This window comes from Sediminibacterium sp. GW821-FHT12F12, assembly GCF_058806635.1.
In genome coordinates this window covers 139039-163816 of sequence record NZ_JBXAPW010000005.1, presented here as the reverse complement: position 1 = coordinate 163816, position 24778 = coordinate 139039, and the positions used below count along the sequence as shown (strand labels likewise).

Sequence of the window (24778 nt, the reverse complement as noted above, 5' to 3'; positions counted from 1 at the left end):
TGATACTTTTTTAAAACCCGCTTCCGGCGGGTTTTTTATATTGGGGAATATTTGACAGGGATATCAAAAAGTCTATTAAATTTGTAGGATAATAATTAAAAATGAATCAACATGCTTAGAAGGAGTTTCTTTTTCGTATTAATCAGTGTAGCTATTTCAGGTGCTGCCCAGACAGAAAAACCGTTCAGCGTAAAAGGAAGGTTTACCAATATCTCCCTGCCGGTGCAGAAAGTGTTTCTTTCTTACAGGGCAGGTGATAAGAATATCACGGATAGTGTAGTGCCGGCAGAGGGTGTGTATACATTCTCCGGTAAACTGGCAGAGCCCACAGCGGCATCCCTTCGGGTCAGATATGCACCCGATGCGGAAGGGAAGCCCGTTAAATTTGCAGGAACAAGGGATTTTATTTCTCTGTTTCTGAGTGCGGATAAAATTGACGTTATTTCTGTTGATTCTTTCAGTAATGTGAAAGTTACGGGTTCCAAAGCTAACGACGATTATGCAAAATTAACGGAGGCACTGAAACCGTTCAATACGCGGATGCGGGCACTGAGTGCTGAATACAGCAAAGCAGCTGCCGCCAAAGATGAATCTGCGCGTAAAGCCGCAGAAGATAAAATGGATGCGCTTGATAAAGAAAGTAAACTCGTGTACCGCGACTTTGTTACCAACCACCTGCAGTCACCGGTTGCGGTGTACGCCATCTCGCAGTTTGCGGGATGGGATATTCAGGTAGACGAGGTAGAGCCCCTGTTCAATCAACTTCCCGTTGCTGCCAGAAATGCACCGGCTGCCAAATTACTGAGCGAGCAGATCGCGATTGCCAAAAAGACAAGCGTGGGCAGAGAAGCCATGGACTTTACACAGAACGATACCCTGGGAATACCAGTTAAGTTGTCTTCATTCAGAGGTAAATATTTACTGGTAGATTTCTGGGCCAGCTGGTGCGGTCCCTGCAGAAGAGAAAATCCGAATATAGTGAAAGCCTATCAGGCATACAAAGAGAAAGGGTTTCATATACTCGGTGTCAGTCTCGATCAGCCCAACGCCAAAGACAAATGGATCAAAGCCATACACGATGATAACCTTACCTGGACACATGTATCTGATTTGAAATTCTGGCAGAATGAAGTGGCCCAGCAATACGGCATCCAGGCTATCCCGCAGAACCTGTTACTCGATCCGCAGGGCAAGATCATTGCCAAAAACCTGAGCGGGGAACAGCTGCAGCAAAAATTAGGAGAGATTCTGAAGCCATAAAAACAACTCTCCATCTTTTATGCCGTGCCTCAATGCCTTTGTGAGAAAATATATTCCACACAAAGGCATTGAGGCACGGTTTTTTGTATAGCTTGTTTAAGTAACTTTCATCAAATTCTATGGAGGATCATGAAGTGTCTTGGTTATATCCTTGTTGCCCTTTTTAGCTGCATGCAGGCAGCGGCACAATCATTCGGTGGTAACCCTGCCTCTGTAAAATGGCAGCAGGTAAATACGGATACCGTTCGCGTGATTTTTCCGAAAGGATGGGAACAGCAGGCGCAAAGGGTAACACAGGTGGTACACTGGTTGCAGAGACGGCAGGCAAGCAATCTCGGAACAGATTTCCGCAAAGTAAATATCGTTCTCCAGAACCAGACAGTACTTTCCAATGCCTATGTAGGGTTGGCCCCCTTCCGTAGTGAGTTCTATACCACAGCCCCGCAAAACGCGTTTACATTAGGTGCCGCCAACTGGCTCGATAACCTGGCCGTACATGAATACCGGCATGTGCAGCAATACAATAATTTCAACAAAGGGCTATCACGGGTTGCTACCTGGCTGTTGGGTGAACAGGGACAACTGCTGGCCAATGCGCTCTCTGTGCCGGATTGGTTTTTTGAAGGGGATGCTGTTTATAATGAAACAAGATATACGGGGCAGGGAAGGGGGCGTCTTCCTTTATTTCTGAGCAGTTATCAATCGCTGTGGCTGGCCAATAAACCTTACGATTTCATGAAGCTGCGCAATGGCTCTTTGCGCGATTATGTTCCCAATCATTATGAACTGGGGTATCTGCTGGTAGCATATGGAAGAAAACAATACGGAGATAATATCTGGCGTAAAATAACAGATGATGCGGCCCGGTTCAGATCATTGTTTTATCCCTTCCAGGGAGCAGTGAAAAAACATACCGGCATTTCCTATGCACAATTTGTAAATGAGGCACTGCAATACTACCGGCAGCAATGGCAAACACCTGGCAGCGACCAGGTGAACTGGCTTACACCAACTGCTCCGCACCAGGTGGTCAATTACCTGTATCCGCAGGCAGCAACTGATGGTGCTATCATCGTACTCAAAACAGGCAACCGTTTCATACCGGCATTTTATACAGTGACTGCGGATGGGAAAGAAAAACGAATTGCCCTAAAGGATATTTCTGCCGATACGTATTTTACTTACCAGAATGGCAAGATCGTATACGCGGCTTACCAACCGGATGCACGCTATGGTAACCGCGAATACCAATCTATCAGAGAGTTGGATGTGTTAACCGGGAAGGAGAAGACCCTGCTTCGCCGCAGCCGCTATTTTTCTCCTGCCCAATCAAACGATGGGAAACGGTTACTGGCTGTTGAGATGGATGTGACCGGTAATTCAAAACTGGTACATATGGATATGGAGGGGAACCTGCTGGACTCATTTACCCGATCCGGTATCGTTTATTCTACGCCCCGCTTCAGTGCCGATGACCGTTTTTTTTATGTAGCAGAAAGAAATCAGGCAGGTGAGATGTCGTTAGTGAAATACGGATCCGGCAAATCAAATCCGGTTGATACACTGTTGGCACCCGCCAACCGGCTCATTGGTTATGTTACGGTGCAGTCGGATACGGTTTTGTTCACCACCACCTACCAGGGCCGCGATGAATTATGGGCTTTTATAGATGGAAAAGAGAAACGGGGACCCTATCGACTTGCTTCCTACGCAACAGGCTTATACCAGGGCGTTTTGCGAACCGATGGAAATCTCGTAAGCGCAGCTTTTACGGCCGAAGGATATCGCCTGGGACTGTTACGGCCGCGGTGGGAGCGGGTAGAATGGCGGGATGAACTGACCGAACGTTACCTGTCCGGGCTTTACTCCGATTCGGATCGGACGATGCTGTCGGCATTATCAGCCGGCACATTTCCTGTAAGCAAATACCTGAAATCCACCCGTTTACTAAACCTGCATAGTTTCCGGCCATTTTACGAGCAGCCGGAATATTCGCTGACCCTCTATGGCGAAAATGTGCTCAATACCTTACAATCAGAGATCGCCTATACCTATAATGAAAACGAAGGCAGCCACAAACTGGGTTATAACGGAGCCTATGGAGGCAGTTTTCTGCAGCCTGTTTTCGGACTAAGCAATACCTGGCAGCGGTCGGGGGCATTGAATAAAGACACTGTGGTGAACTGGAATGAGTTGGTGGGTTATGCCGGGTTACGGCTGCCACTGAACCTGACGGGTGGCAAACAGTACAGAAACCTTACCCTCACCGCCACCTATCACCTGGAAAAGGTTAACTGGACCGGATTGGCCCAAAAACTACTGACCAACCGCAGTTTCCCCTATCTGCAAACCCGGATCGCTTATTCGGGGCAGATCCAGAAAACGGCACAGCAGATCTATCCTCACCTGGGCCAGAGCCTTGTTTTACAGTACCGGAATCTCGTTAACAACTACTCTGCCTACCAATTCCTTGCCACGGGATCCCTGTTTTTGCCGGGCATCAGCAATGATCATTCCCTGGTGATAACGGCGGCTTTTCATAGCCGGGATACCCTTCAGCAATACCTGTTTGCTAATAATTTTCCCTTTGCGAGGGGCTATTCTGCAGTAGATTTCCCCAGGATGTGGAAGATCGGGGTCAATTATCACTTTACCTGGGCCTATCCCGACAAGGGCTTTGGCAACCTGGTGTACCTGCTCCGGGTAAGATCCAACCTGTTTTTCGATTATGGCATCGGCCGCAGTTTACGGCTGGCCACCAATTACCCGTTCCAGACACTGGGTACCGAGCTGTTTTTCGATACCCGTTGGTGGAACCAGCAGCCCGTTACCTTCGGGGTCAGGTATAGCCGCCTGCTTAACAATGAGTTCCGGGGGATTACCCGGCCCAATGTATGGGAGCTGGTATTGCCGGTAAACCTGTTCTGATTGCCCGTTTTTTGGTACCTTTGCCCCTTTTACGGGAAAATAGGGAAGGTTTTTCCACATTTTTGAGATTTTTTTCCACTAATTTTTCTTATTCCGGTTGCATTGTAATATCTTTGCAGCCCCAAAAATTGTATGTCGAAACAACCACTGATCAAACAAGATGGCGTAATTCTGGAAGCCCTGAGTAATGCTATGTTCCGGGTAAAATTGGAAAATGGACATGAGATACTGGCCACCATCTCCGGAAAAATGAGAATGCACTATATCCGTATTCTGCCGGGTGATAAAGTGGGGGTGGAGATGAGTCCGTATGATTTGAGCAGGGGAAGGATCATTTTCAGGTATAAATAATTTAACGCTGAATGCAGCCGGCAGAACGCCGAAAGCAGAAGCAGGAACGAGATAAAAAAACAAACAATGAAAGTTAGAGCTTCCATTAAAAAACGCAGCGTTGATTGCAAGATCGTGAAAAGGAAAGGAAAATTATTCGTGATCAACAAGAAGAACCCTCGCTTTAAGCAGCGCCAGGGGTAAAAGCAATTTGAAAATGGGGTAATTTGAAAATGATTTTCAAATTCCTAAGTCACCATTTTCGAATCTTTAAATTTTCAAATTTTCAAATTAAACACAAAATATGGCTCGTATTGCCGGTATTGATTTACCAAAAAATAAAAGAGGAGAAATTGGTCTGACCTATATTTTTGGTATTGGCCGTTCCACTGCACAGTATATTCTTACCCAGGCTGGTATTGACTTTGACAAAAAAGTAAACCAGTGGAATGACGATGAGCAGACTGCTATCCGTAACATCATCAACAATGAGTTTAAGGTAGAAGGTGCTTTGCGTAGTGAGGTTTCCATGAGCATCAAACGCTTACTGGATATCGCCTGCTACCGTGGTCTCCGTCACCGTAAAGGATTACCTGTTCGCGGACAGCGTACCAAAACCAACAGCCGTACCAGAAAAGGTAAGCGTAAAACGGTTGCCGGTAAGAAGAAAGTAGCTAAGAAGTAATTAATAATTAGTAGTTAGTAATCAGCAATTTAATTACTAACTACTAATTACTATTTATATAAAATCCGGCACTTGGATCGTTTGATAACCATCAGACAGGAGAGTTCCCCGGTTCCCGGCTTACGGGATTTTTTATTGTTAAAGATTACCTCAAAAAAGAAACATGGCTAAACCACAAAAAGCGCAAAACAGTGCAAAAGCTGTTGCCAAGAAAAGAATCGTTAAAGTAGATGCAACCGGTGAGGTTCGTATTTCTGCCACTTTCAACAACATTATTATCAGTTTTACCAATAAGGCCGGCCAGGTTATCAGTTGGAGCAGTGCAGGTAAAATGGGCTTCAAGGGTTCTAAAAAGAATACTCCTTATGCCGCCCAGATGGCCGCTGCCGATGCTGCCAAAGTAGCACTGGAAGCTGGTTTGAAAAGAGTGGATGTATTTGTAAAAGGACCCGGATCAGGCCGCGAAGGTGCTATCCGTTCTATCGCACAATCAGGTGTAGAAGTTACTTCTATCAAAGACGTAACACCTTTACCACACAACGGTTGTCGTCCTCCCAAGCAGCGTAGGGTATAATGAGTGAAAAGTCAGAAGTTAAAAGTGAATAGTCTTAATGACCGCAACTTTTAACTCCTAACTATTAACTTTTAACTATAAAGGGTATCTTATCGATTTTAGATTTTTATGATAAGATATCGTCATTAAAAAATCGCAAAACAAAACAAATGGCACGTTACACAGGTCCCAAGACCAAAATTTCCAGAATCTTCGGTGAACCCATTTTGGGTAATGGCAAATGGCTGGGTAAGAACAGCAACCCTCCCGGCCAGCATGGTGCAGCGCGTAAGCGTAAAACCTTAGGTGAATACGCATTACAGTTGCGTGAAAAACAGAAAGCCAAGTACACTTACGGTGTATTAGAGCGCCAGTTCCGCAAGACCTTTGAAGAAGCGCAGCGTCTGAAAGGTGTTACCGGTGAAAACCTGATCAAATTACTGGAAGCCCGTCTAGACAACACTATCTACCGTCTGGGTTTAACTGCCAGCCGTCCGGAAGCCCGTCAGCTGGTTAACCACAAGCATATCACTGTAAACGGTGAAACCATGAATATCCCTTCTTACCAGTGTAAGCCAGGTGATATCATTGCGTACAAACCCAAAAGTGCTGATAACTCATCTGTAACCAGCAAGAACCGCGGTAAAAACCCTAAGTTCAGTTGGTTAGACTGGAATGAAGCTGAGAAAAAGGGTGTGTTCATCACTTACCCAGAGCGAGAAAGTGTTCCTGAGAATATCAAGGAGCAGCTGATCGTCGAGTTGTACTCTAAATAAGCGTGAAACGTGAATCGTGAATCGTGAGAACAAAACTCACGATTCACGTCTCACGACTCACGGTTCATATATTTTCCTTTTCGCCTCATGTGGGTGCAAAGACAAACCAGTAAAAACAAGTTTTAATATGGCCATATTAAGCTTTCAGAAGCCCGATAAGATCGTTTTACAAAAAGCAAATGATTTCGAAGGTCAATTCGAATTCCGTCCGTTGGAGCCAGGTTTTGGTCTTACCATCGGAAATGCTTTACGCAGAGTGTTATTAAGTTCTTTAGAAGGGTATGCACTGATCGGTATCAAGATAGAGGGAGTAGACCATGAGTTTGCCACCATCAAAGGTGTAACAGAAGACGTTACCGAGATCATCCTGAACCTGAAGCAGGTGCGTTTCAAAAAGCACGTTGAACATGACGTGGTAAATGAAAAGATCACTTTATCCATCAAAGGACGTACTGAATTCACTGCCGGAATGATCGGGGAATTATCCCAGAACTTCCAGGTAATGAACCCGGAACTGGTTATCTGTACCATGGATACCACTTCTAAGCTGGACATTGAACTGACCATCTCCAAAGGCCGCGGTTATGTACCGGCTGAAGAGAACAAGATCAAAGATGCTATCTTCGGATATATCGCCATAGATTCTATCCACACACCGATCAAGAACGTGAAATACGCCATTGAGAACTATCGTGTGGAGCAAAGAACAGACTACGAGAAACTGATCCTGGAAGTAGCTACCGATGGAACCATCCATCCGGAAGATGCGGTTAAACAGGCTTCCCGTATCCTGATCCAGCACCTGATGATCATTACCGATGAAAACATCACTTTCGATAACAAGGAAGATAAGAAAGAAGATGTGGTGGATGAGCATGTACTGCAACTGCGCAAAGTATTGAAAACACCACTGGAAGATCTCGATCTGTCCGTACGTGCTTTCAACTGCTTAAAAGCAGCTAAGATCAACAGCCTGAGCGAACTGGTTCAGTACGAGCAGGAAGACCTGATGAAATTCAGAAACTTCGGTCAGAAATCACTCTCTGAAATTGAGCAGGTGTTAACTGAAAGAGGTCTGAGCTTCGGTATGGATCTGAATAAATTAGGATTAGACAATTTAGATAACTAAGCCGCGAGCCATGAGCCGTGAGCTGCGAGTCCAAAGCTCATAGCCCACAGCTCAAAGCTCATAGCTATTCACTCACATCTTGTAATTCCTGACACGGTACAAGATTAAAAACAAAAAGTCATGCGTCACGGAGACAAAATCAACAATTTAGGCCGCAAAAAAGCACACCGCGTTGCTTTATTGCAGAACCTGGCCAGCCAGCTGATCACACACAAACGTATCGTTACCACTTTGGCCAAAGCCAAAGCCCTGAGAGCATATGTTGAGCCATTGATCACCAAAACCAAAAAGAACGAGTCTGCTTTGCAGATCAGTCACAATCACCGCCTGGTATTTGCAGAACTGCAGGATAAAGCCGCTGTAAAAGAACTGTTTACAGTAGTAGGTCCAAAAGTAGCCAGCCGTCCCGGTGGTTATACAAGGATCCTGAAACTCGGTATCCGTCCGGGTGATAACGCTGAAAAAGCCATGATTGAACTGGTAGACTTTAACGAGATCTACGGTAAAGCTGTGGATAAAGCAGCAGAACCAGCTAAGAAAACCCGTCGTGGACGTGCTCCTAAGAAAGCAGAAGCTGCAGCCCAGGCTGAAGCACCTGCCGCTACTGAAGAAGCCGCCCCTTCTACTGAAGAAAAAGCAGCTGAATAAGTGATAACAATTTTTTGATATAAAAGGCAAAATCGTTTTCGGTTTTGCCTTTTTTCTTGTGTGCCGGTGTGAGAAAATATATCCGGAATATTACGCAGGATGCATTTTTTTTGTAATCGTAAACAGACATACCCATGACCCCAAGCCAACAACCCGCCATCTTATTATTAGCAGATGGACACGTATTTTACGGACAGTCTTTCGGAAAAACAGGAACCGCCACCGGTGAGATCTGTTTTAATACCGGCATGACAGGTTACCAGGAAGTATTTACCGACCCCAGTTATACCGGCCAGATCCTGATTATGAACAATGTACATGTGGGTAATTACGGGGTGCGTAAATCAGATGTGGAAAGCAGTTCGGTGAAAATCCGCGGTTTGATAGCCCGTAACCTGGAAGAGCAGTTCAGCCGTTTAATGGCCGATGAGGGCGACCTGAATGAATACCTGAAAAGAAACAATATAGTAGCCATTGAAGGCGTGGATACGAGGGCCTTGGTAGCGCATATCCGTACCAAGGGTGCTATGAACTGTATCATATCTACCGAGCTCCTGGATCCGGAAGCACTGAAAGCAGAACTGGCCAAAGTGCCTGATATGGATGGCCTGGAACTGGCAAGCACCGTTAGTACACCAACGGAATATGAACTGGGTGATGTAAATGCTGCTTTCAAAGTAGCTGTATTGGATTTTGGTGTGAAAGAACATATTCTGCAGTGCCTGGTTAGCAGAGGGGCGCATGTTCGCGTACATCCTGCCAAAACAACATTGAGTCGCTTGAAGGAGTTCAGTCCAAATGGCTATTTTATCTCCAATGGTCCCGGCGATCCCGCGGCTATGCCTTATGCAGTAACCACGCTGAGAGAAATCTTGGCGGAGAACAAACCGGTATTTGGGATCTGTCTGGGACACCAGTTACTGGCATTGGCCAATGATATCCCCACGTTTAAAATGCACCATGGCCACCGTGGATTGAATCACCCGGTTAAAAATATCATTACCGGTCAGTGTGAGATCACCACGCAGAACCATGGTTTTGGGGTAGATCCCGAAGCAGTTCGCAAGCATCCGAATGTGGAAGTGACCCACGTGAACCTGAATGATGATTCAATTGAAGGTATCCGTTTAAAAGACAGACCGGCTTTCAGTGTACAATATCACCCCGAAAGTACACCGGGCCCGCACGATAGCCGTTACCTCTTCGACAGGTTTGTTGAGATGATCAAAGACCAGATGAACTAGCAGTTTTAGTACAGATACATATATCAGCCGCCATTTTGATGAGAGAAACTGAGAGGATCTTCTGAAACAGAAGGTTACACTACAGGCTTCCCGCAAAATGGCGGTTCTTATTTACCGCTGTTTTTTTCTCTATCTTAGCTACATGAAAATCGCCATCATCAACGGCCCCAACCTGAACCTGCTCGGTAAAAGGGAAACAGATATCTACGGCAATATGCCGTTTGAGAAATACCTCGCTGAACTGGAGGAGTTGTTTCCTGCAGTGATCTTTCATTATTACCAGAGCAATGTAGAAGGAGAGCTTATTAACGAACTGCAAAAAGTAGGGTACGATTATGATGGCATTGTACTGAACCCCGCCGGTTATACGCATACTTCTGTAGCCATCGGCGATGCCATTGCCGCTATCAAAGCACCGGTTGTGGAAGTGCATATCAGCAACGTACATTCAAGGGAACATTTCAGACACCTGTCGCACGTGTCTGGCAAATCTGTGGGTAGTATTTTCGGGTTGGGCATGAAAGGCTATGAATTGGCCATCCGTTGGCTGATAGACCGGAAATAAACTTTCTGAGGCACAGTATTTGCTTTCTTCGTTTTATAAGCATGAATCAATCATATTCCAGAAAAATAATTTGGCTTATTCTGATCGTTTCCATTGTGAAAATGATCACCGCTTCATTGATCGAACTCGGTAATGATGAAGTGTATTACTGGACCTATGCGCTGCAGCCGGACTGGAATCATTTTGATCATCCTCCCATGGTTGGCTGGATGATACGCGCCACCACCCTGAACCTGCATTGGGTGAGTGATCTTTCCTTACGGTTGGGCAGTATTCTCTGTGCCGCTTTATCTACCTGGTTTATTTTTAAAACCGGTAAACTGATTGCAAATGAAAAAGCGGGTTGGTATGCAGCGTTGATCTATAACTGCTCGGTATATACCGGCATCATTGCCGGGTTGTTTATTCTGCCTGATTCGCCACAGATGCCTTTCTGGACAGGTGCTTTGTATATCATGGGGCATCTCTTCATCAAAAATGAAGAAAACAAAACCAGTATCTGGTTATTGCTGGGACTCATGATTGGGTTGGCAACACTTTGCAAAGTGCATGGCTTGTTTCTGTGGGCCGGATTTGGTTTATTTCTGTTACTGACAAGACCAAAATGGTTATTGAACTGGCGTTTGTATACAGCTGCGCTGGTAACAGTTATCTGTGTATTGCCGATCGTTTACTGGAATGTGGTCAATGATTTTATCACGTATCGATTTCATTCAGAAAGGGTAACGCATACCACCATCCAATGGGATATGCTGGGCAGGGAAATAGCAGGGGAGTTCGTTTACCAGAATCCTGTTATTTTTATTCTCATACTGATCTCATTGGTAGCGCTGTTGCGAAAAAAAATCCGGTTTAACCGCAAAAGAGCTTCCACCTGGCTGTTGTGTATGAGTTTGCCGATGATCTTTTTATTCTGGGGAGTGTCTCTCTTGAACCCGACATTACCGCATTGGAGCGGGCCTGCCTATATTCCTTTGTTTTTTGTGGGAGGATTGTATCTCGAGCAACGATCTTTTAACCTGTTTCCCGGCTTCATAAAAGTAGCAGGTAGTCTTTTGCTGATTGTTTTGATAGCGGGTGTGGGACTGGTTCGTTTATCGCCTGTCAATTTCGGCAGTCATAACAAAGAGAATTATGGTGAATATTGTCCTACACTCGATCTTTCCGGATGGAGGGCGTTCAGTGATTCTTTTGCCGTATTGTCGAAAACTGATATGGCTAATGGAACCATGAAAGCAGCTTCCCCCATACTCATTCAAAAATGGTTTCCCGGCGGGCATTTAGAATTATATACCTCCCGTGCTGCTGCATTACCCGTAATCAGTGTGGGCAGTCTGCAGGATGTACACAAATTTGCCTGGCTGAACAAAGTTCGTAAACCCCTGCAGTTGGGAGATGATGCGTATGCGATTGTGCCTTCCAATCTTCCCCTGAATGTGGCGGAAGCTTATGGGCAATACTTTACTACCATTGTTGCGCCGGTTGTAATAAAACAAAAAAGGAGTGGGGGTGTTGTGCGATACTTTTACGTGTACAGACTCAAAGGTTGTAAGCTGGTTCCCAAGCCAATCCTTCCGTAATACAATAGTTTATTTATCCTTTATTTATCCTTATTAGCGGTACTGTCTGCAGGTCCTTTAATCACAAGGTCTTTTTCCTTATTGGCAAACAGGGTTTCAAAGTCTTTGCGGTAAGAAATACTTACCCCCTGCCGGTTACGCCGGCCAAAGCTGACACCTGTCAGATCCAGACTGGCTTTATTGAATACGATTAAACGGAGTTTCTTATCCTTCGAGAGAATGAATTCAATGTTTACATTCGGTAGCCATTGGGTATTTCCCTGAACTGCTGAAGAGGCACCGAAGTTAAAATCAATATCACTGCCCAGTGTTACAATTACTTTATCGTTGGCAAATGCATAACCGAATTTAAAGTCTACCCGTGTACGGTCCAGTTTACTATTGGTACCACCCGAACTGCTGCTACCTTGATCCAGCAGGTTGGAACTGCTGTAAACGCTGGTGCCTACGTCAAAACGAAGACTCTTATCGCCGGTAATACGGAACAGCAGATTGGAGAGTACCTTATTCACACTTTTGGTCAGCATCTGCGAAATGGTGTTCACCGTTAAGGAAGTGATCGAATATGGCGACAGGGCATTGTTAGTTCCCAATCCGCCGGGAGGCTGAAAAGAGTTGAAAAGGAAGAGGAATGCTACCTGGTTCAGTATCTCGTTCTGGTCTCTTTCCAGGCGATTCAGGTACTGGGTGAATTCATTATCCGATTTTACGGGGCTACCCTGCGGGAAATCGATTCTGAAAAAGATATTGGGCCTGCTCAGTTTATCCCTTAACTGGGCAATCACATACACATCACCCCGATAGCCTTTTACGGCAGGGCTGAGGTTGAGGGAGCTCACCAGTTCTGCCAGACTGATGCGTTCTGCTGTATAACGTGCATCAATATGTACATCGGCATTCATGGGGTCGCCTTTCCATTCTATATAGTTGCCTGCACCAGGCATCAGTTCAAAGGGCTTTCGTAGAATGTTCTGAAGATTAAACAGGTAGCTTCCACTTTCAATATTATATCTGCCACTCATGCTCAATGCTTCGGTAGTACCTGCCTTGATTCTTAGTCTGCCACTGCCTACTGCTTTAATCACATCCCCGGCCAGTTCGTCCAGTATGACGTCAATCATTACGTCGTTGGTAGCAGTCAGATCCAGGTCAACGGTGAGGTTGAAATTACTTTTGTTCCTTTCCTTCTCCATTTCTGTTCCATACTGCTTGAAGACAATAAAATCTGCTACACCACTTTCTTTACTTACTGTGTTCGGAATATAAATGTGAGAACTATCATTAGATTCTGCTTGGAGCTGCATCTGGGCTGCATATTCCGGTCCGGTCAATCTTAAGCGCGCACTGCCAATGGCTTTGCCGTAGAATTGCTGGTTATCCTGTGCTTTGGTATCAATCAATAATAGCTTTTTGGTGTCAAGATAGAGGTCAAATACCATATTCTTAAAACCCCGTTCTTTCAGTTTACCACTTACGGTACCTGTATTTCCATACCTGTCAAAGATGGAGAACCGGCCAAAGTCAATGCCTTCTTCCGTAAAACGGATATCGGCAGAATCGATGGTATAATATACCTGGGTGTAGTTAACCTTCATGCCTGCTTTCTGCAGCTTGATTCTGCCTAACAGATCCGGAGCATTCAGGTCTCCTTTAATGGTAAGATTGCCGGTCGCTTTTCCGTTGATATCACTGAAAATATCAGACAGGAACATGTGCAGGAAATCAATTTTTGATTTGGTAAGGGTGATGTCGGTATTAAAAGAATTTCCGGTGCTGTCTTTGGTATTGTAACTTCCTTTGGCACTGAAATTATATTCTTCATTGGGTGATTGAATACTGAAAGGAAGCATACCTGTTTTGGTATCATAACTGGCTTTGATATTCACCAAACCAATAGAGTCATCATTCAGGCGGAACTGTTCTGCTTTCAGGTCTGCCGCTGCATTGAAATTGCCGGTAAGGTCATTCAGCTGTACCGTTCCGGAAGTAATACCCTCCAGCCGCGGATTTTTGAAAAAGATGGAACTAAGATCGCCCAATACAACATTTTTTAATCTCACTACCAGATTATTGCTGCTGCTGCCATCATCCGGATGATCCGATTCCACACTGATCTCCTGAAATCCCTGCGTAAACTTCACATTCTCTGCTTTTACCAGTTTGGTACGAAGGGTTATCTCACCCGATTTTTCGATACTCCATTTTTTATCATTCAATACAAACGAAGAAGGCCTGAACTGGATACGTGCGCCATCGGTAAGCGTGTATACATCCACGTACAGGTCTGCATCATTCAACGTATTGTCTGCACTGGTTTTGATAGATACTACGGAGTGATCATTGCTGGAAGTGATATTGATTCTGGAATTCGGAAAACGAAGACTATCACTTACCTGTACTTCTGTAATGGTTCCCTTTAACGAAATACTGTCTTTATTTCCGTTTCCAGTCAGATCCATTCCGGTAAAACGGATATTGTCATACCCGCCGGTAGGAATGGCGGTGGTAACTGCCAGCAGGTTTTTCCGGGTATCAACAGAGCCGTTGATACTGGCATCATTGAATCCGTGCAGTTTCTTATCAAACAATTGCAGATAAGGCTCAATATTTCCTGTATTCACTTTAAAAGTAAATACCTGATTTTGCGGAACAGATTTGGGCTGCTTGATATAGGTTGGATAATACCGGGTTAAAAAAGCCTGGAAACTGGCAGGCAGATCCCTGATACTGAATTTGCCTTCGATGGTAGCATTAAATTCATTACTGCCCAGGTGTAAACGTTTTACAGAATCTACATGGGTCGATACCAGATTCAATGAATCAAAACTCAGGTTACTGGTTCCGCTTTTTACATTCGCATTCAGAAATTTAGCAGTACCCGAAAAATTATCGATATTGGTTCCGGTAAAGTTTACGTCTAACAGACCTGTTACCAGTACTGAGTCTTTGGTAAAATTCATCGCCTTCAGATTGGAATTCACCAGATCGCCCACGATATTAAAACGGGGTAATGCTTTCGAAAGATCAATCTCTACCGTACTGGTAAAATCAAGATTCGGATCATCGATCTTAACCTCTCCCGTAAAATATTTACGCTGAAACGTACCTAAGGTAATGATATTGGTATACGTATATCCATTGTACTGCAGCGAACTGGCCGTTCCCTGAAGGGTGGTCTTTAACCTGTCAATATTAAAACTGCTCCCTACAATTCTGCCTTTAAAATCTACCAGCCCGAGCAAGCTGTCGTTCAGGAATTTTCCGATATTGAAACGGGTGGTCTCCAGCGAACCGGTATACACGGGGTCTCCGCGTCGGGGTAATTGTAAACTGATATTGGTTCTGACACCGCCCAGTTGTGTACTGAATGTACCGGCAGTTACAAAATTCTGAATAGTACCCTTGAAATTACCCCGGTAAATCACACTGCCTAATGCTGCGAGATTGGGCGATGTAACACCTTTCAGTTGTGGAATCAGTGCTCCGAGATCGGTATAATTGGTTTGCAGGGTTCCCTCTGTCAGTTCAATCTTTGTGGTATTGATATCAGGCAAACCTTTCATGCTCAATGTGCCGATTACTTTGCTGGTATTGCCTATCCGCGCAGACAGATTCTTTACTACAAAATTGTCAACAGTACCCAGGTACTTACCACTTATGACCACTTCTTTTTTCCAGCTGTTCAGTTCCGGTGCGAAATAGGCAATATCATCACTGTTCACCCTGGCTTCGGTGAAATTCGCATTCATGACCACCTGACTGATGTAATGCCCAAAGTCTTTATTAAAGTCTTTGTACTGCATCGCATAGTAGTTGGTTAGTCTGCTTTTGTTTGTCTGCAGATCCAGTTTAGCGAGCTCCATGATCTGTGGTGTGAAACGGAATTGTGTCTTTAACTTTCGCAGTTCCAGACCGCAACGGTCTTTCACAGACAGGTCTATATTGGCCCTGAGGGTATCTTTCAGAAAACGGATATTTTTAATAGTACCGGTAAGTTTGCTCAACTGGATATGGCTACCGTCAAAATGCGGAAGGGGGGCATCTGTATTTCCATCAATGAACAGACTGCCGTTTCTGATGGAAAAATTATTAACAGATAGTGCGATATCTCCCGCATTCAGGTACATGCCCGTATCTACGGTCGCTTTTTTTCGAAGTGATTCCGGGCGAAGGGCATCCAGGCTCTGGATACTGATCAACGGCTTTTCGAGTTGTATGGAATTGATCTGAAAAATGCTTTTCTGGAGGTCTACATTTTCAGCATCTGCCAATAAACTGTTAACAGAAACGGTCATACGTTCGCCTACCCAAAGATCATTCTTTAGAAAACGTACATTCTTCAGGTCAATGGTCTTCAGATTCAGTTCCAGTCCGCCCCCTTCTTTTTTGGGATTAGGAGAGGAGAAATAGTCAACAATGAATCCATAGTTCCAGACACTGTCTTTCCGTTGCAGTTTAATCACGGCATCTTCCAGTCCTACAAACTTCAGTACGGCTTTTTCTTTCAGGAAAAACCAATCTGTGATCCGCACTTTTAACTGGCCTGCATACAGTAATGTGTCCTTTTTCTGGTCACGCACCATCGTGCCTTCCATGTTCAGCCGGTTAAACAGCGAAAAACTTACATTTTTAACACTTACTTCTGTGCCCAAAGCATTGGATAAACGGGAGGTAGCGATACTCACCAGCCAGTTTTGTACAAAATCAGTCTGGATCGCGATGAATGCCAGCAGAATCACAGCCAAAATAATGAGAACCGATCGACGTAATATTTGTAAGAAGCGCTTCAGGCGTTGGTTGGTTTGAGGGGTAAAAATACGTATTCATAACCGTAGGGCAAATACAATACCAAACTGGGTTATCCAGCTATAATCCCCCATAAAAAAACTTTCCTGTCAAAGAAGGTACAAGGGATGTCAGAAGCGATCTTTTATGAATGCATCAATCTCTTCCAGATATGCCCTTGCGGCGGCAACATGGCTGTATTCCGGTCCTGCCATCATCAAAGTTTTTACCCATTTTTTGTGCAGGTTACCGGCAGATATATTCCGGTAGAGAAAAATGGCAAGCAGGGTAAAAAGCAGGGTAATGGGAAAAGCAATCAGCCAGAAGCCCATACCCGGTTCCTTGATCCAACTGCTGCTCCAGAACCAGGTAGTATAAAACGGGAGCTGCAACCAGGCAATAGCAGTGCTATGAAACGTGGAACGCTGTAGCCTGGCCAGTTGTTGTTGGGTATCGGTTACGGAATTGTCGTACCTGACCTGCCCAATCAGGATATTGTGGCGGATGTAGGTAGCTGTCACAAACAGGGTAATCAAAGCGATGGCGCTGACAGATAGGGAGAAAAAAACATTTTGAAAGCGGTTTAACCATACCAATAACAGTAGAAATCCTGCCCATACGATTCCAAGGATGACGGCCCGGGTATTAAACCGACGCAGGGCTTTTAGTTTTTTTTCGGCCTGTTGTTGCTGCAGACTTTCAAAACAACGGATATTCAATGCCCACGATTGCAGGTTCAATAACTCGGCTTTGGCTATTTGCTGGTTGTAAGATTCCCATACCTGCTTGAGTTCCATGTCTTGCATAACTATGATATTAAAGGTGATATTTTTTGTTTGAGCTTTTCTTTGATCCGGTTAATCTTACTGGCTACATTGGTTTCGGTAATACCCAGAATTTCTGCTATTTCCCGGTAGGTTTTAGATTCGAGATATAACAACATCAGAGCCCGGTCAAGTTCCCTGAGTTCATTGATCAGCTGCTGTAAAAGGATCAACTGATCCGATCTGCTGTCCGTTACTTCAGGAATCATCAGTGTTTCTTCCTGCGCTGAAAGGGATACCGTATCCGGTTCCCTGGACTTTTTTCTGTAAAAACTGATGGCTACATTTAAAGCCACCCGGTACATCCAGGTCGAGAATTTTTTATCCGGATCAAAAGCATGTCCTGATTTCCAGATATGGTAGATGATTTCCTGCGCCAGATCCTGGTGCTGGGTTTTATCTGAACAGTAGGTGTGGCAGATCTTGAAGATAATGGCTTTGTTATCTTCAATCAACCTGAAAAAAGCTTCCTTATCTGCAGTAAGTTGTACCATAGTAGTGATCCCTTAAATATATGATTCGCACATCGGCTTAAAAAATCACAGCCGGCAGTGAAAATAAAATCCCGGAGCCATTGCGGATGAGGAGGCATTGCTTATTTTTAAACAGCCGATTAACTGATTTTTATGAAAAAGATCCTTGCCTGCCTTTTATTAGTAAGCCTGCTGGCCTGTCAGAAAAGGCCCAAACCTGCCGAAATAGAGGAAAGACTGAAAAAAGCTTTCTCCGGATTTTTATATGAATCGGTCAACAATGATTCCTCCCGTGTGAAGTTCAGGGTGGTGGAAGTTGTGTATTTTGAGGAACAGGAGGGGTATGAGTGCGAATTCAAAGTAAATATGGCGCAGGCCGGAAAAGATACACTGGGGGTGATGAAAGCCACTATTGCCAAAGATTTTTCCAAAGTGAGCCGCAAACTATGACCCGGTGGGTTAAAAGAAAATCCTTTCTTCTGATGAATAACTTTTCTTGAACTCCTTCGGTGTGCAGCCCTTTTTCTTTTTAAAAATGCGGTTGAAATTGGAGATATTGTTAAAGCCGCATTCATAAGCGATCTCTGCCACCGACTGTGTAGTATCGATCAGCATTCTGGAAGCATGACCCAGCCGGATCTCAGTCAGGCTATCAATAAAAGTCATTCCTGTTCTTGTTTTAAAAAACCGGCTGAAGGCAGAATCGGCCATGTTGGTTAGTTTGGCTACTTCTGTTAATGAAATCGGATTTTTGAAATTCTCGTTCAGGTATTCCATCACTCTTTCAATCCTGCGGCTGTTGTAGGTAAAATGCTCCATGTTATTGAACGTGGAGTTAGACAGGATCTTGGAATGGCGCGAAATAGAAAGTTCATGCAGGATCCACATCAGTTCATGTACCGATTCAAAGCCATCTTTTTTGCTCAGCCTCATCAGCCGGGAGGAGAGGAGAGCCGCCGTTTCGTAGGAGAAAAGAATACCCCGCAAAGAGTTTTCCAGCATGGTACGGATAAAACTCAATTGGTTCCTGCGCAGAAATTTATCATCAAACAGATCCTTGTGAAACTGGATAGTTACTTCTGTGATCTCCGGACTTTTACATTTATGGGTAAACCAGGCATGCTGCAGGTTAGGGCCGATCAATACCAGTTCGTAATCGCCAATCTCTTTTACATGATCTCCCACTACCCGTTTTACCCCTTTCCCGTTTTTGATAAAATTCAGCTCAAATTCTTCGTGGTAATGTACGGGGAAGTCGAACGCTGTTTTGGTACGGGCAAAAACCGTAAAACAATCGGCGGAGGTTAATGGTGTAATTTCTCTGAGTATGTTTTTCTGCATGGCATGGTTCCTTCTGAAAATTGGGTCAGTAGGCGGCAGTCAAAAGGTCTGCTGCACTACGGCAACTTCTTATTTTTCAATAATTACTTTTCTGAATCAAAAGCATTCAGGTCTGCTTCCCCCCCGGTGTTACCGAAGAACGGATCGATTTCCTATCTTCAGACAGGCAGGGGGGATTATTCGCTGCAAATAACTGGTACTTTTTTATCATTTTCGCATTTTCAGGTAATATAATCACCAAAGAGTTACAGCTGATTTACGCTGTAACTCAGTATAATAAAATGAGTATTCGATATCGTTTATGAAGCTTACTGTATTGGATATCAGCATTATAGTTGCCTACCTGCTATTAATGCTGTGTATTGGCTGGGTATTGCGTAAGAAGGCGGCCCGCAATAAAGAGTCTTACCTGATGGGTGGTAAAAAATTACCATGGTACCTGCTGGGCATGAGTGATGCCTCGGATATGTTTGATATCAGCGGCACCATGTGGATGGTGGCCCTTTGTTTTGTATATGGTATGAAAAGTATCTGGATCCCCTGGCTCTGGCCCGTATTTAACCAGGTAGTGCTGATGATGTTCCTGTCTAAATGGCTCCGGCGTTCCAACGCCAATACGGGAGCCGAATGGCTATCTACCCGTTTTGGTACCACCGGGGCGGGAGTCAGAGCTTCGCACCAGGTAGTGGTGGCTTTTGCGCTGCTGAGTTGTTTTGGTTTCCTGGCTTATGGTTTTGTAGGATTGGGGAAATTTATAGAGATTTTTGTTCCCTGGGCGGAAGTGAAAAACTACCTCCCTTTTGATATCGCGCCGCAGTATGTGGCTCATTTTTACGGGATTATCTTCACCCTGTTCGCTGCTTTTTATTCTATACTGGGAGGAATGCACAGTATTGTGCTGGGCGATCTGATCAAATACCTGATTATGACCGTTGCCTGCATCGCGATAGCCATTATTGCAGGGCAGCATCTGCAGCAACAATCATTGACTGTTCCGGATGGCTGGTTAGATCCTTTTTTCTCCTGGAAATTACAGCTCGACTGGAGCCGGATTGAGCCGGCAGCCGATGTGAAAATTGCGGAAGACGGGTTCGGACTGTTTGGCTTCTTTTTTATGATGATGCTGTTTAAAGGGGTGTTCGCCAGTTTGGCCGGACCTGCGCCGAATTATGATATGCAGAAGATTCTCTCTGCCAGCTCGCCCAAAGAAGCTTCCAAGATGAGTGGCTTTGTTTCTATCGTACTCTTACCGGTGCGTTATTCCATGATTATTGGGTTAACTGTATTAGGATTGCTGTATTATCACACCCTCGATCTGTCGAATGGGGCCGGAGGGGTTGATTTTGAAAAAGTACTACCGGCTGTAATCAATCGTTATTTACCGGCCGGGATACTGGGTCTCGTACTAACCGGATTACTGGGTGCATTTATGGGCACATTTTCCGGAACGTTGAATGCGGCGCAGGCGTATATCGTGAATGATATTTATGTGAAATATATCAACCCGCAGGCTTCGGTTACAAAAGTGATGCGGATGAATTACGGATCAGGTTTGCTGGTGGTAGTAATCGGGATCATACTTGGCTTTTTCGCCAAAGATGTGAACAGTGTTTTACAATGGATCGTAGGGGCTTTGTACGGAGGTTATATTGCTGCCAATATGTTGAAATGGTATTGGTGGCGCTTTAATGCAAGCGGTTTTTTCTGGGGTATGATGAGTGGTATTATTGCAGCACTGCTATTTCCCTGTATATCGGACGATCTGCCTTTGTATAACTGGCCCTGGTTATTCCTCATATCATTGGCCGGTTCTTTGATCGGTACCTATTCGGCGCCGGCTACTGATATGGTTGTGTTGAAAGCTTTTTATAAAACCGTAAATCCCTGGGGTTGCTGGAAACCGGTGCAAAATGCAGTAATGCAGGAGGATCCGGACTTTGTACCCAACCAACGGATGGGGAGGGATCTGTTTAATGTGGTTATCGGCATTATTGGCCAGTTGTGTTTGACACTCTTACCTATGTATCTTGTGTTGTGGATGAAATTGCCCTTACTGATTACAGTAGTGATTTTATTGGTAGTGATACTGATACTGAAAAGAACCTGGTGGAATACCCTGGAAGATTAGCCCGCTTACTACCACCATGTTAGAGGATCCGGTTGTTGCTATGGTAGACAGATCATTCAGATTGTGAAAAACATCTATACGTGTTTAAAATTCATTGATTTGAAAATGTTGCAGACTCCTGCAAGAGTGTACACAAAACCGCAAGTTTCCTGAAAAGCCTTGTCCACAAAGAGTTTCAACTGGTAATAACATTTGTTAGTTTATTGATATGTGTATTTTATACATAGTACATCGGGTAAAATCCTACAATAAAATGTTAAAAAATCACAGTGTAGCATTAACAAATCATTATAAATTTAACAAAGATTGCTATAATCCTTTAACTAACAACCCAAATTGCTATGCCAACGAAAATTAACCTGCTTGTGCGGAGTTATCTGCTCGCGCTGTTTCTCGTCTTTTTCAGTTTCAATGTATTTGCCCAGAAGGCTGTCACCGGTAGAGTTACCAACAAGGCAACAGGCCAGCCTATTGCCGGTGCTACCGTTCAGGTAAAGGGTACCACGGTAATATCCCTCACCAACAACGAAGGGGTATTTTCTATCAATGCCGGTGCCAAATCGGTACTGGTGGTAACCGTTGTGGGCTTTGAAGCTGTTGAACAGACCGTGTCTGGTAAAACAGAATTCAATTTTGCCTTAACAGAAACAACCAGCCAGCTGAATGAAGTATTGGTTACAGGTTATTCTGCCCAACGGAAAAAAGATATCACAGGATCCGTTTCTGTGGTAAACGTAAAAGACCTGAAAGCGGTTCCGGCCGGTAGTCCCGAGCAAATGTTACAGGGACGTGCTTCCGGTCTGAACGTAATTACGTCTGGTCAGCCAGGTTCCGGAAGTAATATCCGTATCCGTGGTATCACATCTTTCGGTAACGTAGATCCCCTTGTTATTGTAGATGGTGTGCAGGGTAGTTTGTCAAACCTTAACGCATCTGAGATCGAATCTATCCAGGTATTGAAAGATGCCGGTGCCGCTTCTATCTATGGTGTGCGTGGTGCCAATGGTGTAATCGTGGTTACCACTAAAAAAGGTAAATCCGGTCGCGCTACCGTTACCTATGATGCTTATGTTGGTACACAAAGACCTGCCGGTGGTAATCCTTTTAATCTCCTGGGTACACAGGGAATGGCTGATCTTACCTGGCTGGCGCTCAAAAACTCTGGCCAGCCCACCACACACCCTCAATACGGAAGCGGTGCTTCACCGGTAATCCCTGATTACCTGATGAACGGTCCCAGCGGATCCGGTATCGTTGGTAGCATCTCTGCTGCGGACCTTGCCAAGTATAATGTGACTGACTTTAACAAAGGAATCTACCAGATCACTGCTGCCAATAAAGTGGGTACTGATTGGTTCCATGAGATCTTCCGTCCGGCCCCTATTCAGAGCCATACCGTAACGGCCAGTGGCGGTAACGAAAAAAACACTTACCTGTTTTCGCTGAATTATTTTAACCAGCAGGGTACTTTGATGGGTACTTACCTGAAAAGATATTCTGCCCGAGTAAATACAACCTATAATATCAGCAAGAATATCCGCGTAGGAGAGAACCTCTACATTTTTAACAGAGATAATCCAAGAATCACCAACCAGGATGAAGGTAATGCCATCTCAATGTCTTACCGCGAACAACCGATCCTCCCGGTATTTGATATCAATGGCGGATTTGCCGGTACCGCTGCAAAGGGTTTGGGTAATGCATCGAACCCGGTAGCCAACCAGATGCGGTCTTTCGATAACAAAGGAAACTCTTGGGATATCCAGGGTAATATGTTTGCAGAGGTTGATTTTGCCGATCACTTCACTGCCAGAACCGCTTTTGGTGGTACCATGAGTAACTACTATTATTATAACTACGGATACCGTACTTACGAGAATGCGGAGAACAATGGCTCCAACTCATTCAGTGAAAATGCCGGTTATAACAGGCAGTGGACATGGACCAATACCATCAAATACAGCAATGTATTTGCCGCTAAACACGCCGTAACGGCACTGGCAGGTGTAGAAGCTGTTGAAGCCTATGGTCGCTCAGTAGGTGGTGGTGCACTGGGTTATTTCACAGATAATCCTAACTACAGAACATTAAGTGGAGGTTCTTCCGGTTTCACCAATTACAGTAATGCGTATTCAAACTCGCTGTTCTCTATATTCGGTAAAGTGGATTATGCCTTTAATGATAAATACCTGTTAGGGGTTACGGTTCGTCGTGACGGTTCTTCCAGATTCGGCCCCGACAAACGTTATGGTGTATTCCCGGCCTTTGCTTTAGGTTGGAGGATTTCCCGCGAGAACTTCATGAAAAATATTACCTGGATCGATGACCTGAAAATCAGGGGTAGCTGGGGTAAAATGGGTAACCAGGCCAACGTAGATCCTTCGAATGCCTTCAGTCAGTACGGAAGCCGTGCCGGTAGCTCTTTTTATGATATCAATGGTGCCAGTACCAGTTCTGTTCAGGGCTTCTATGCAACCCGTATCGGTAACCCTAAAACAGGATGGGAAGAAGATATCCTGACCAACTTCGGTTTTGATGCCCAGTTGTTCAAGAACAAAGTAGACTTCTCTATTGAGTACTATGAGAAAAAAGTAAACGGTCTGTTGTTTACCGATCAGGCACCTGCTACTGTAGGTGGTGCTGCCTTACCTAACGTAAACATCGGTGATATCCAGAACAAAGGGGTGGATGCTTCTTTAACCTATCATGGTACAGCTTCCAGAGACTGGAAATATGATATCGGTGCCATCTTTACTACTTACAAAAGTAATATCGTGAATATCCCAGGCAACTATTTCACTGCCGGTGGATCACGTATCGGTGATTTTGTAAGAAATGAAGTAGGACATCCTATCGGTTCTTTCTATGGTTATGAAGTAGCCGGTTTATTCCAGGATGCAGCAGATGTAACTAAATCTGCTACACAGGACGGTGCTAAACCCGGCCGTTTCAAATACAGAGATGTTGATGGCGATGGTAAGATCACTGATGCAGACAGAACCTATTTTGGTAACCCTAACCCTAAATACACACTGGGTCTGAACCTGAGTGTAAGTTATAAGGACTGGGATTTCTCTACCTTCATGTATGCTTCTGTGGGTAACGATGTAATTAACTATGTACGTTACTGGACTGATTTCTATCCTTCTTTCCAGGGTGCTAAAAGTATCGACGCCTTAAACAAATCATGGCTGCCTACGAGAACCAACACAACTGTTCCAATTGCAGAGAACGATGCCAGTTTCAGTACCAACCAGGTTCCTAACTCTTATTACAAAGAGAACGGTTCTTACCTGAGATGTAAGTCAATGATCCTGGGTTACAACATGCCTGCTTCTCTGTCGAAAAAATGGGGTATTGAGAAACTGCGTTTCTATGTACAGGCCGCTAACTTATTTACAATTACAAAATACACAGGGTTAGATCCTGAATTATCCGGTTCTAACGCAGCATTTGGAATTGACTATGGTAACTATCCTAACAACCAGAAAAATTTCAACTTCGGCGTAAACGTAACTTTCTAATTAAC

19 protein-coding genes are annotated in these 24778 nt (G+C 44.5%); 15 read left to right on the top strand and 4 right to left on the bottom strand.

The window, feature by feature from the left end:
* Window positions 1–111 precede the first annotated feature (111 nt).
* The 12 genes from AC1RNB_RS09640 to AC1RNB_RS09585 all read left to right on the top strand — a co-directional run bounded on the left by AC1RNB_RS09640 (window position 112) and on the right by AC1RNB_RS09585 (window position 11698).
* Window positions 112–1260: a redoxin domain-containing protein gene (locus AC1RNB_RS09640; protein ID WP_493082464.1), complete on the top strand. Its 1149-nt coding sequence runs from the start codon at window positions 112–114 to the stop codon at window positions 1258–1260.
* A 129-nt stretch (window positions 1261–1389) separates the two neighbouring features.
* A complete protein-coding gene (locus AC1RNB_RS09635) occupies window positions 1390–4188 on the top strand; it encodes a TolB family protein (RefSeq protein WP_493082463.1) in 2799 nt (932 codons plus the stop codon).
* 132 nt (window positions 4189–4320) lie between these two features.
* Window positions 4321–4539 carry a translation initiation factor IF-1 gene (gene infA / locus AC1RNB_RS09630; RefSeq protein ID WP_026752042.1) on the top strand — a complete coding sequence of 73 codons (219 nt, stop codon included), beginning with the start codon at window positions 4321–4323 and terminating at the stop codon, window positions 4537–4539.
* Window positions 4540–4605: 66 nt separating this feature from the next.
* Complete coding sequence (gene ykgO, locus AC1RNB_RS09625) at window positions 4606–4722, top strand: type B 50S ribosomal protein L36 (RefSeq protein ID WP_161819061.1); 117 nt, start codon at window positions 4606–4608, stop codon at window positions 4720–4722.
* Between the two features lie 100 nt (window positions 4723–4822).
* Window positions 4823–5203 carry a 30S ribosomal protein S13 gene (gene rpsM, locus AC1RNB_RS09620; protein ID WP_493082462.1) on the top strand — a complete coding sequence of 127 codons (381 nt, stop codon included), beginning with the start codon at window positions 4823–4825 and terminating at the stop codon, window positions 5201–5203.
* Between the two features lie 163 nt (window positions 5204–5366).
* The gene (gene rpsK / locus AC1RNB_RS09615) at window positions 5367–5777 is read left to right on the top strand and encodes a 30S ribosomal protein S11 (RefSeq protein ID WP_493082461.1); all 411 of its coding nucleotides are present in this window, start codon (window positions 5367–5369) and stop codon (window positions 5775–5777) included.
* A 149-nt stretch (window positions 5778–5926) separates the two neighbouring features.
* A complete protein-coding gene (gene rpsD / locus AC1RNB_RS09610; RefSeq protein WP_493082460.1) occupies window positions 5927–6532 on the top strand; it encodes a 30S ribosomal protein S4 in 606 nt (201 codons plus the stop codon).
* 127 nt (window positions 6533–6659) lie between these two features.
* On the top strand, window positions 6660–7661 hold the full coding sequence (locus AC1RNB_RS09605) for a DNA-directed RNA polymerase subunit alpha (RefSeq protein ID WP_493082459.1): 1002 nt from the start codon (window positions 6660–6662) through the stop codon (window positions 7659–7661).
* 120 nt (window positions 7662–7781) lie between these two features.
* The gene (rplQ, locus tag AC1RNB_RS09600; RefSeq protein ID WP_493082458.1) at window positions 7782–8309 is read left to right on the top strand and encodes a 50S ribosomal protein L17; all 528 of its coding nucleotides are present in this window, start codon (window positions 7782–7784) and stop codon (window positions 8307–8309) included.
* Window positions 8310–8443: 134 nt separating this feature from the next.
* Complete coding sequence (carA, locus tag AC1RNB_RS09595) at window positions 8444–9553, top strand: glutamine-hydrolyzing carbamoyl-phosphate synthase small subunit (RefSeq protein WP_493082457.1); 1110 nt, start codon at window positions 8444–8446, stop codon at window positions 9551–9553.
* Between the two features lie 142 nt (window positions 9554–9695).
* Complete coding sequence (locus AC1RNB_RS09590; RefSeq protein ID WP_493082456.1) at window positions 9696–10118, top strand: type II 3-dehydroquinate dehydratase; 423 nt, start codon at window positions 9696–9698, stop codon at window positions 10116–10118.
* Window positions 10119–10219: 101 nt separating this feature from the next.
* On the top strand, window positions 10220–11698 hold the full coding sequence (locus AC1RNB_RS09585; RefSeq protein WP_493082596.1) for an ArnT family glycosyltransferase: 1479 nt from the start codon (window positions 10220–10222) through the stop codon (window positions 11696–11698).
* A 20-nt stretch (window positions 11699–11718) separates the two neighbouring features.
* On the opposite strand, the gene AC1RNB_RS09580 is transcribed toward AC1RNB_RS09585, so the two are convergent.
* From AC1RNB_RS09580 to AC1RNB_RS09570, 3 genes are all read right to left on the bottom strand, one after another.
* On the bottom strand, window positions 11719–16437 hold the full coding sequence (locus AC1RNB_RS09580; protein ID WP_493082595.1) for a translocation/assembly module TamB domain-containing protein: 4719 nt from the start codon (window positions 16435–16437) through the stop codon (window positions 11719–11721).
* 177 nt (window positions 16438–16614) lie between these two features.
* Entirely contained in the window at window positions 16615–17289 is a 675-nt protein-coding gene (locus AC1RNB_RS09575) for a hypothetical protein (RefSeq protein WP_493082455.1), read from the bottom strand.
* Between the two features lie 2 nt (window positions 17290–17291).
* Window positions 17292–17801, bottom strand: coding sequence for an RNA polymerase sigma factor (locus tag AC1RNB_RS09570; protein WP_493082454.1), 510 nt, complete (start codon window positions 17799–17801; stop codon window positions 17292–17294).
* Between the two features lie 132 nt (window positions 17802–17933).
* Between AC1RNB_RS09570 and AC1RNB_RS09565 the strand changes: the two genes are divergently transcribed.
* Window positions 17934–18230, top strand: coding sequence for a hypothetical protein (locus tag AC1RNB_RS09565; protein WP_493082453.1), 297 nt, complete (start codon window positions 17934–17936; stop codon window positions 18228–18230).
* A 9-nt stretch (window positions 18231–18239) separates the two neighbouring features.
* Here the strand turns inward: AC1RNB_RS09565 and AC1RNB_RS09560 are convergent, their stop codons facing one another.
* A complete protein-coding gene (locus AC1RNB_RS09560) occupies window positions 18240–19121 on the bottom strand; it encodes an AraC family transcriptional regulator (RefSeq protein ID WP_493082452.1) in 882 nt (293 codons plus the stop codon).
* A gap of 301 nt (window positions 19122–19422) precedes the next feature.
* Between AC1RNB_RS09560 and AC1RNB_RS09555 the strand changes: the two genes are divergently transcribed.
* Complete coding sequence (locus tag AC1RNB_RS09555; protein ID WP_493082451.1) at window positions 19423–21249, top strand: sodium:solute symporter family protein; 1827 nt, start codon at window positions 19423–19425, stop codon at window positions 21247–21249.
* Between the two features lie 341 nt (window positions 21250–21590).
* Entirely contained in the window at window positions 21591–24773 is a 3183-nt protein-coding gene (locus AC1RNB_RS09550; protein WP_493082450.1) for a SusC/RagA family TonB-linked outer membrane protein, read from the top strand.
* The last annotated feature ends 5 nt before the right edge of the window (window positions 24774–24778 follow it).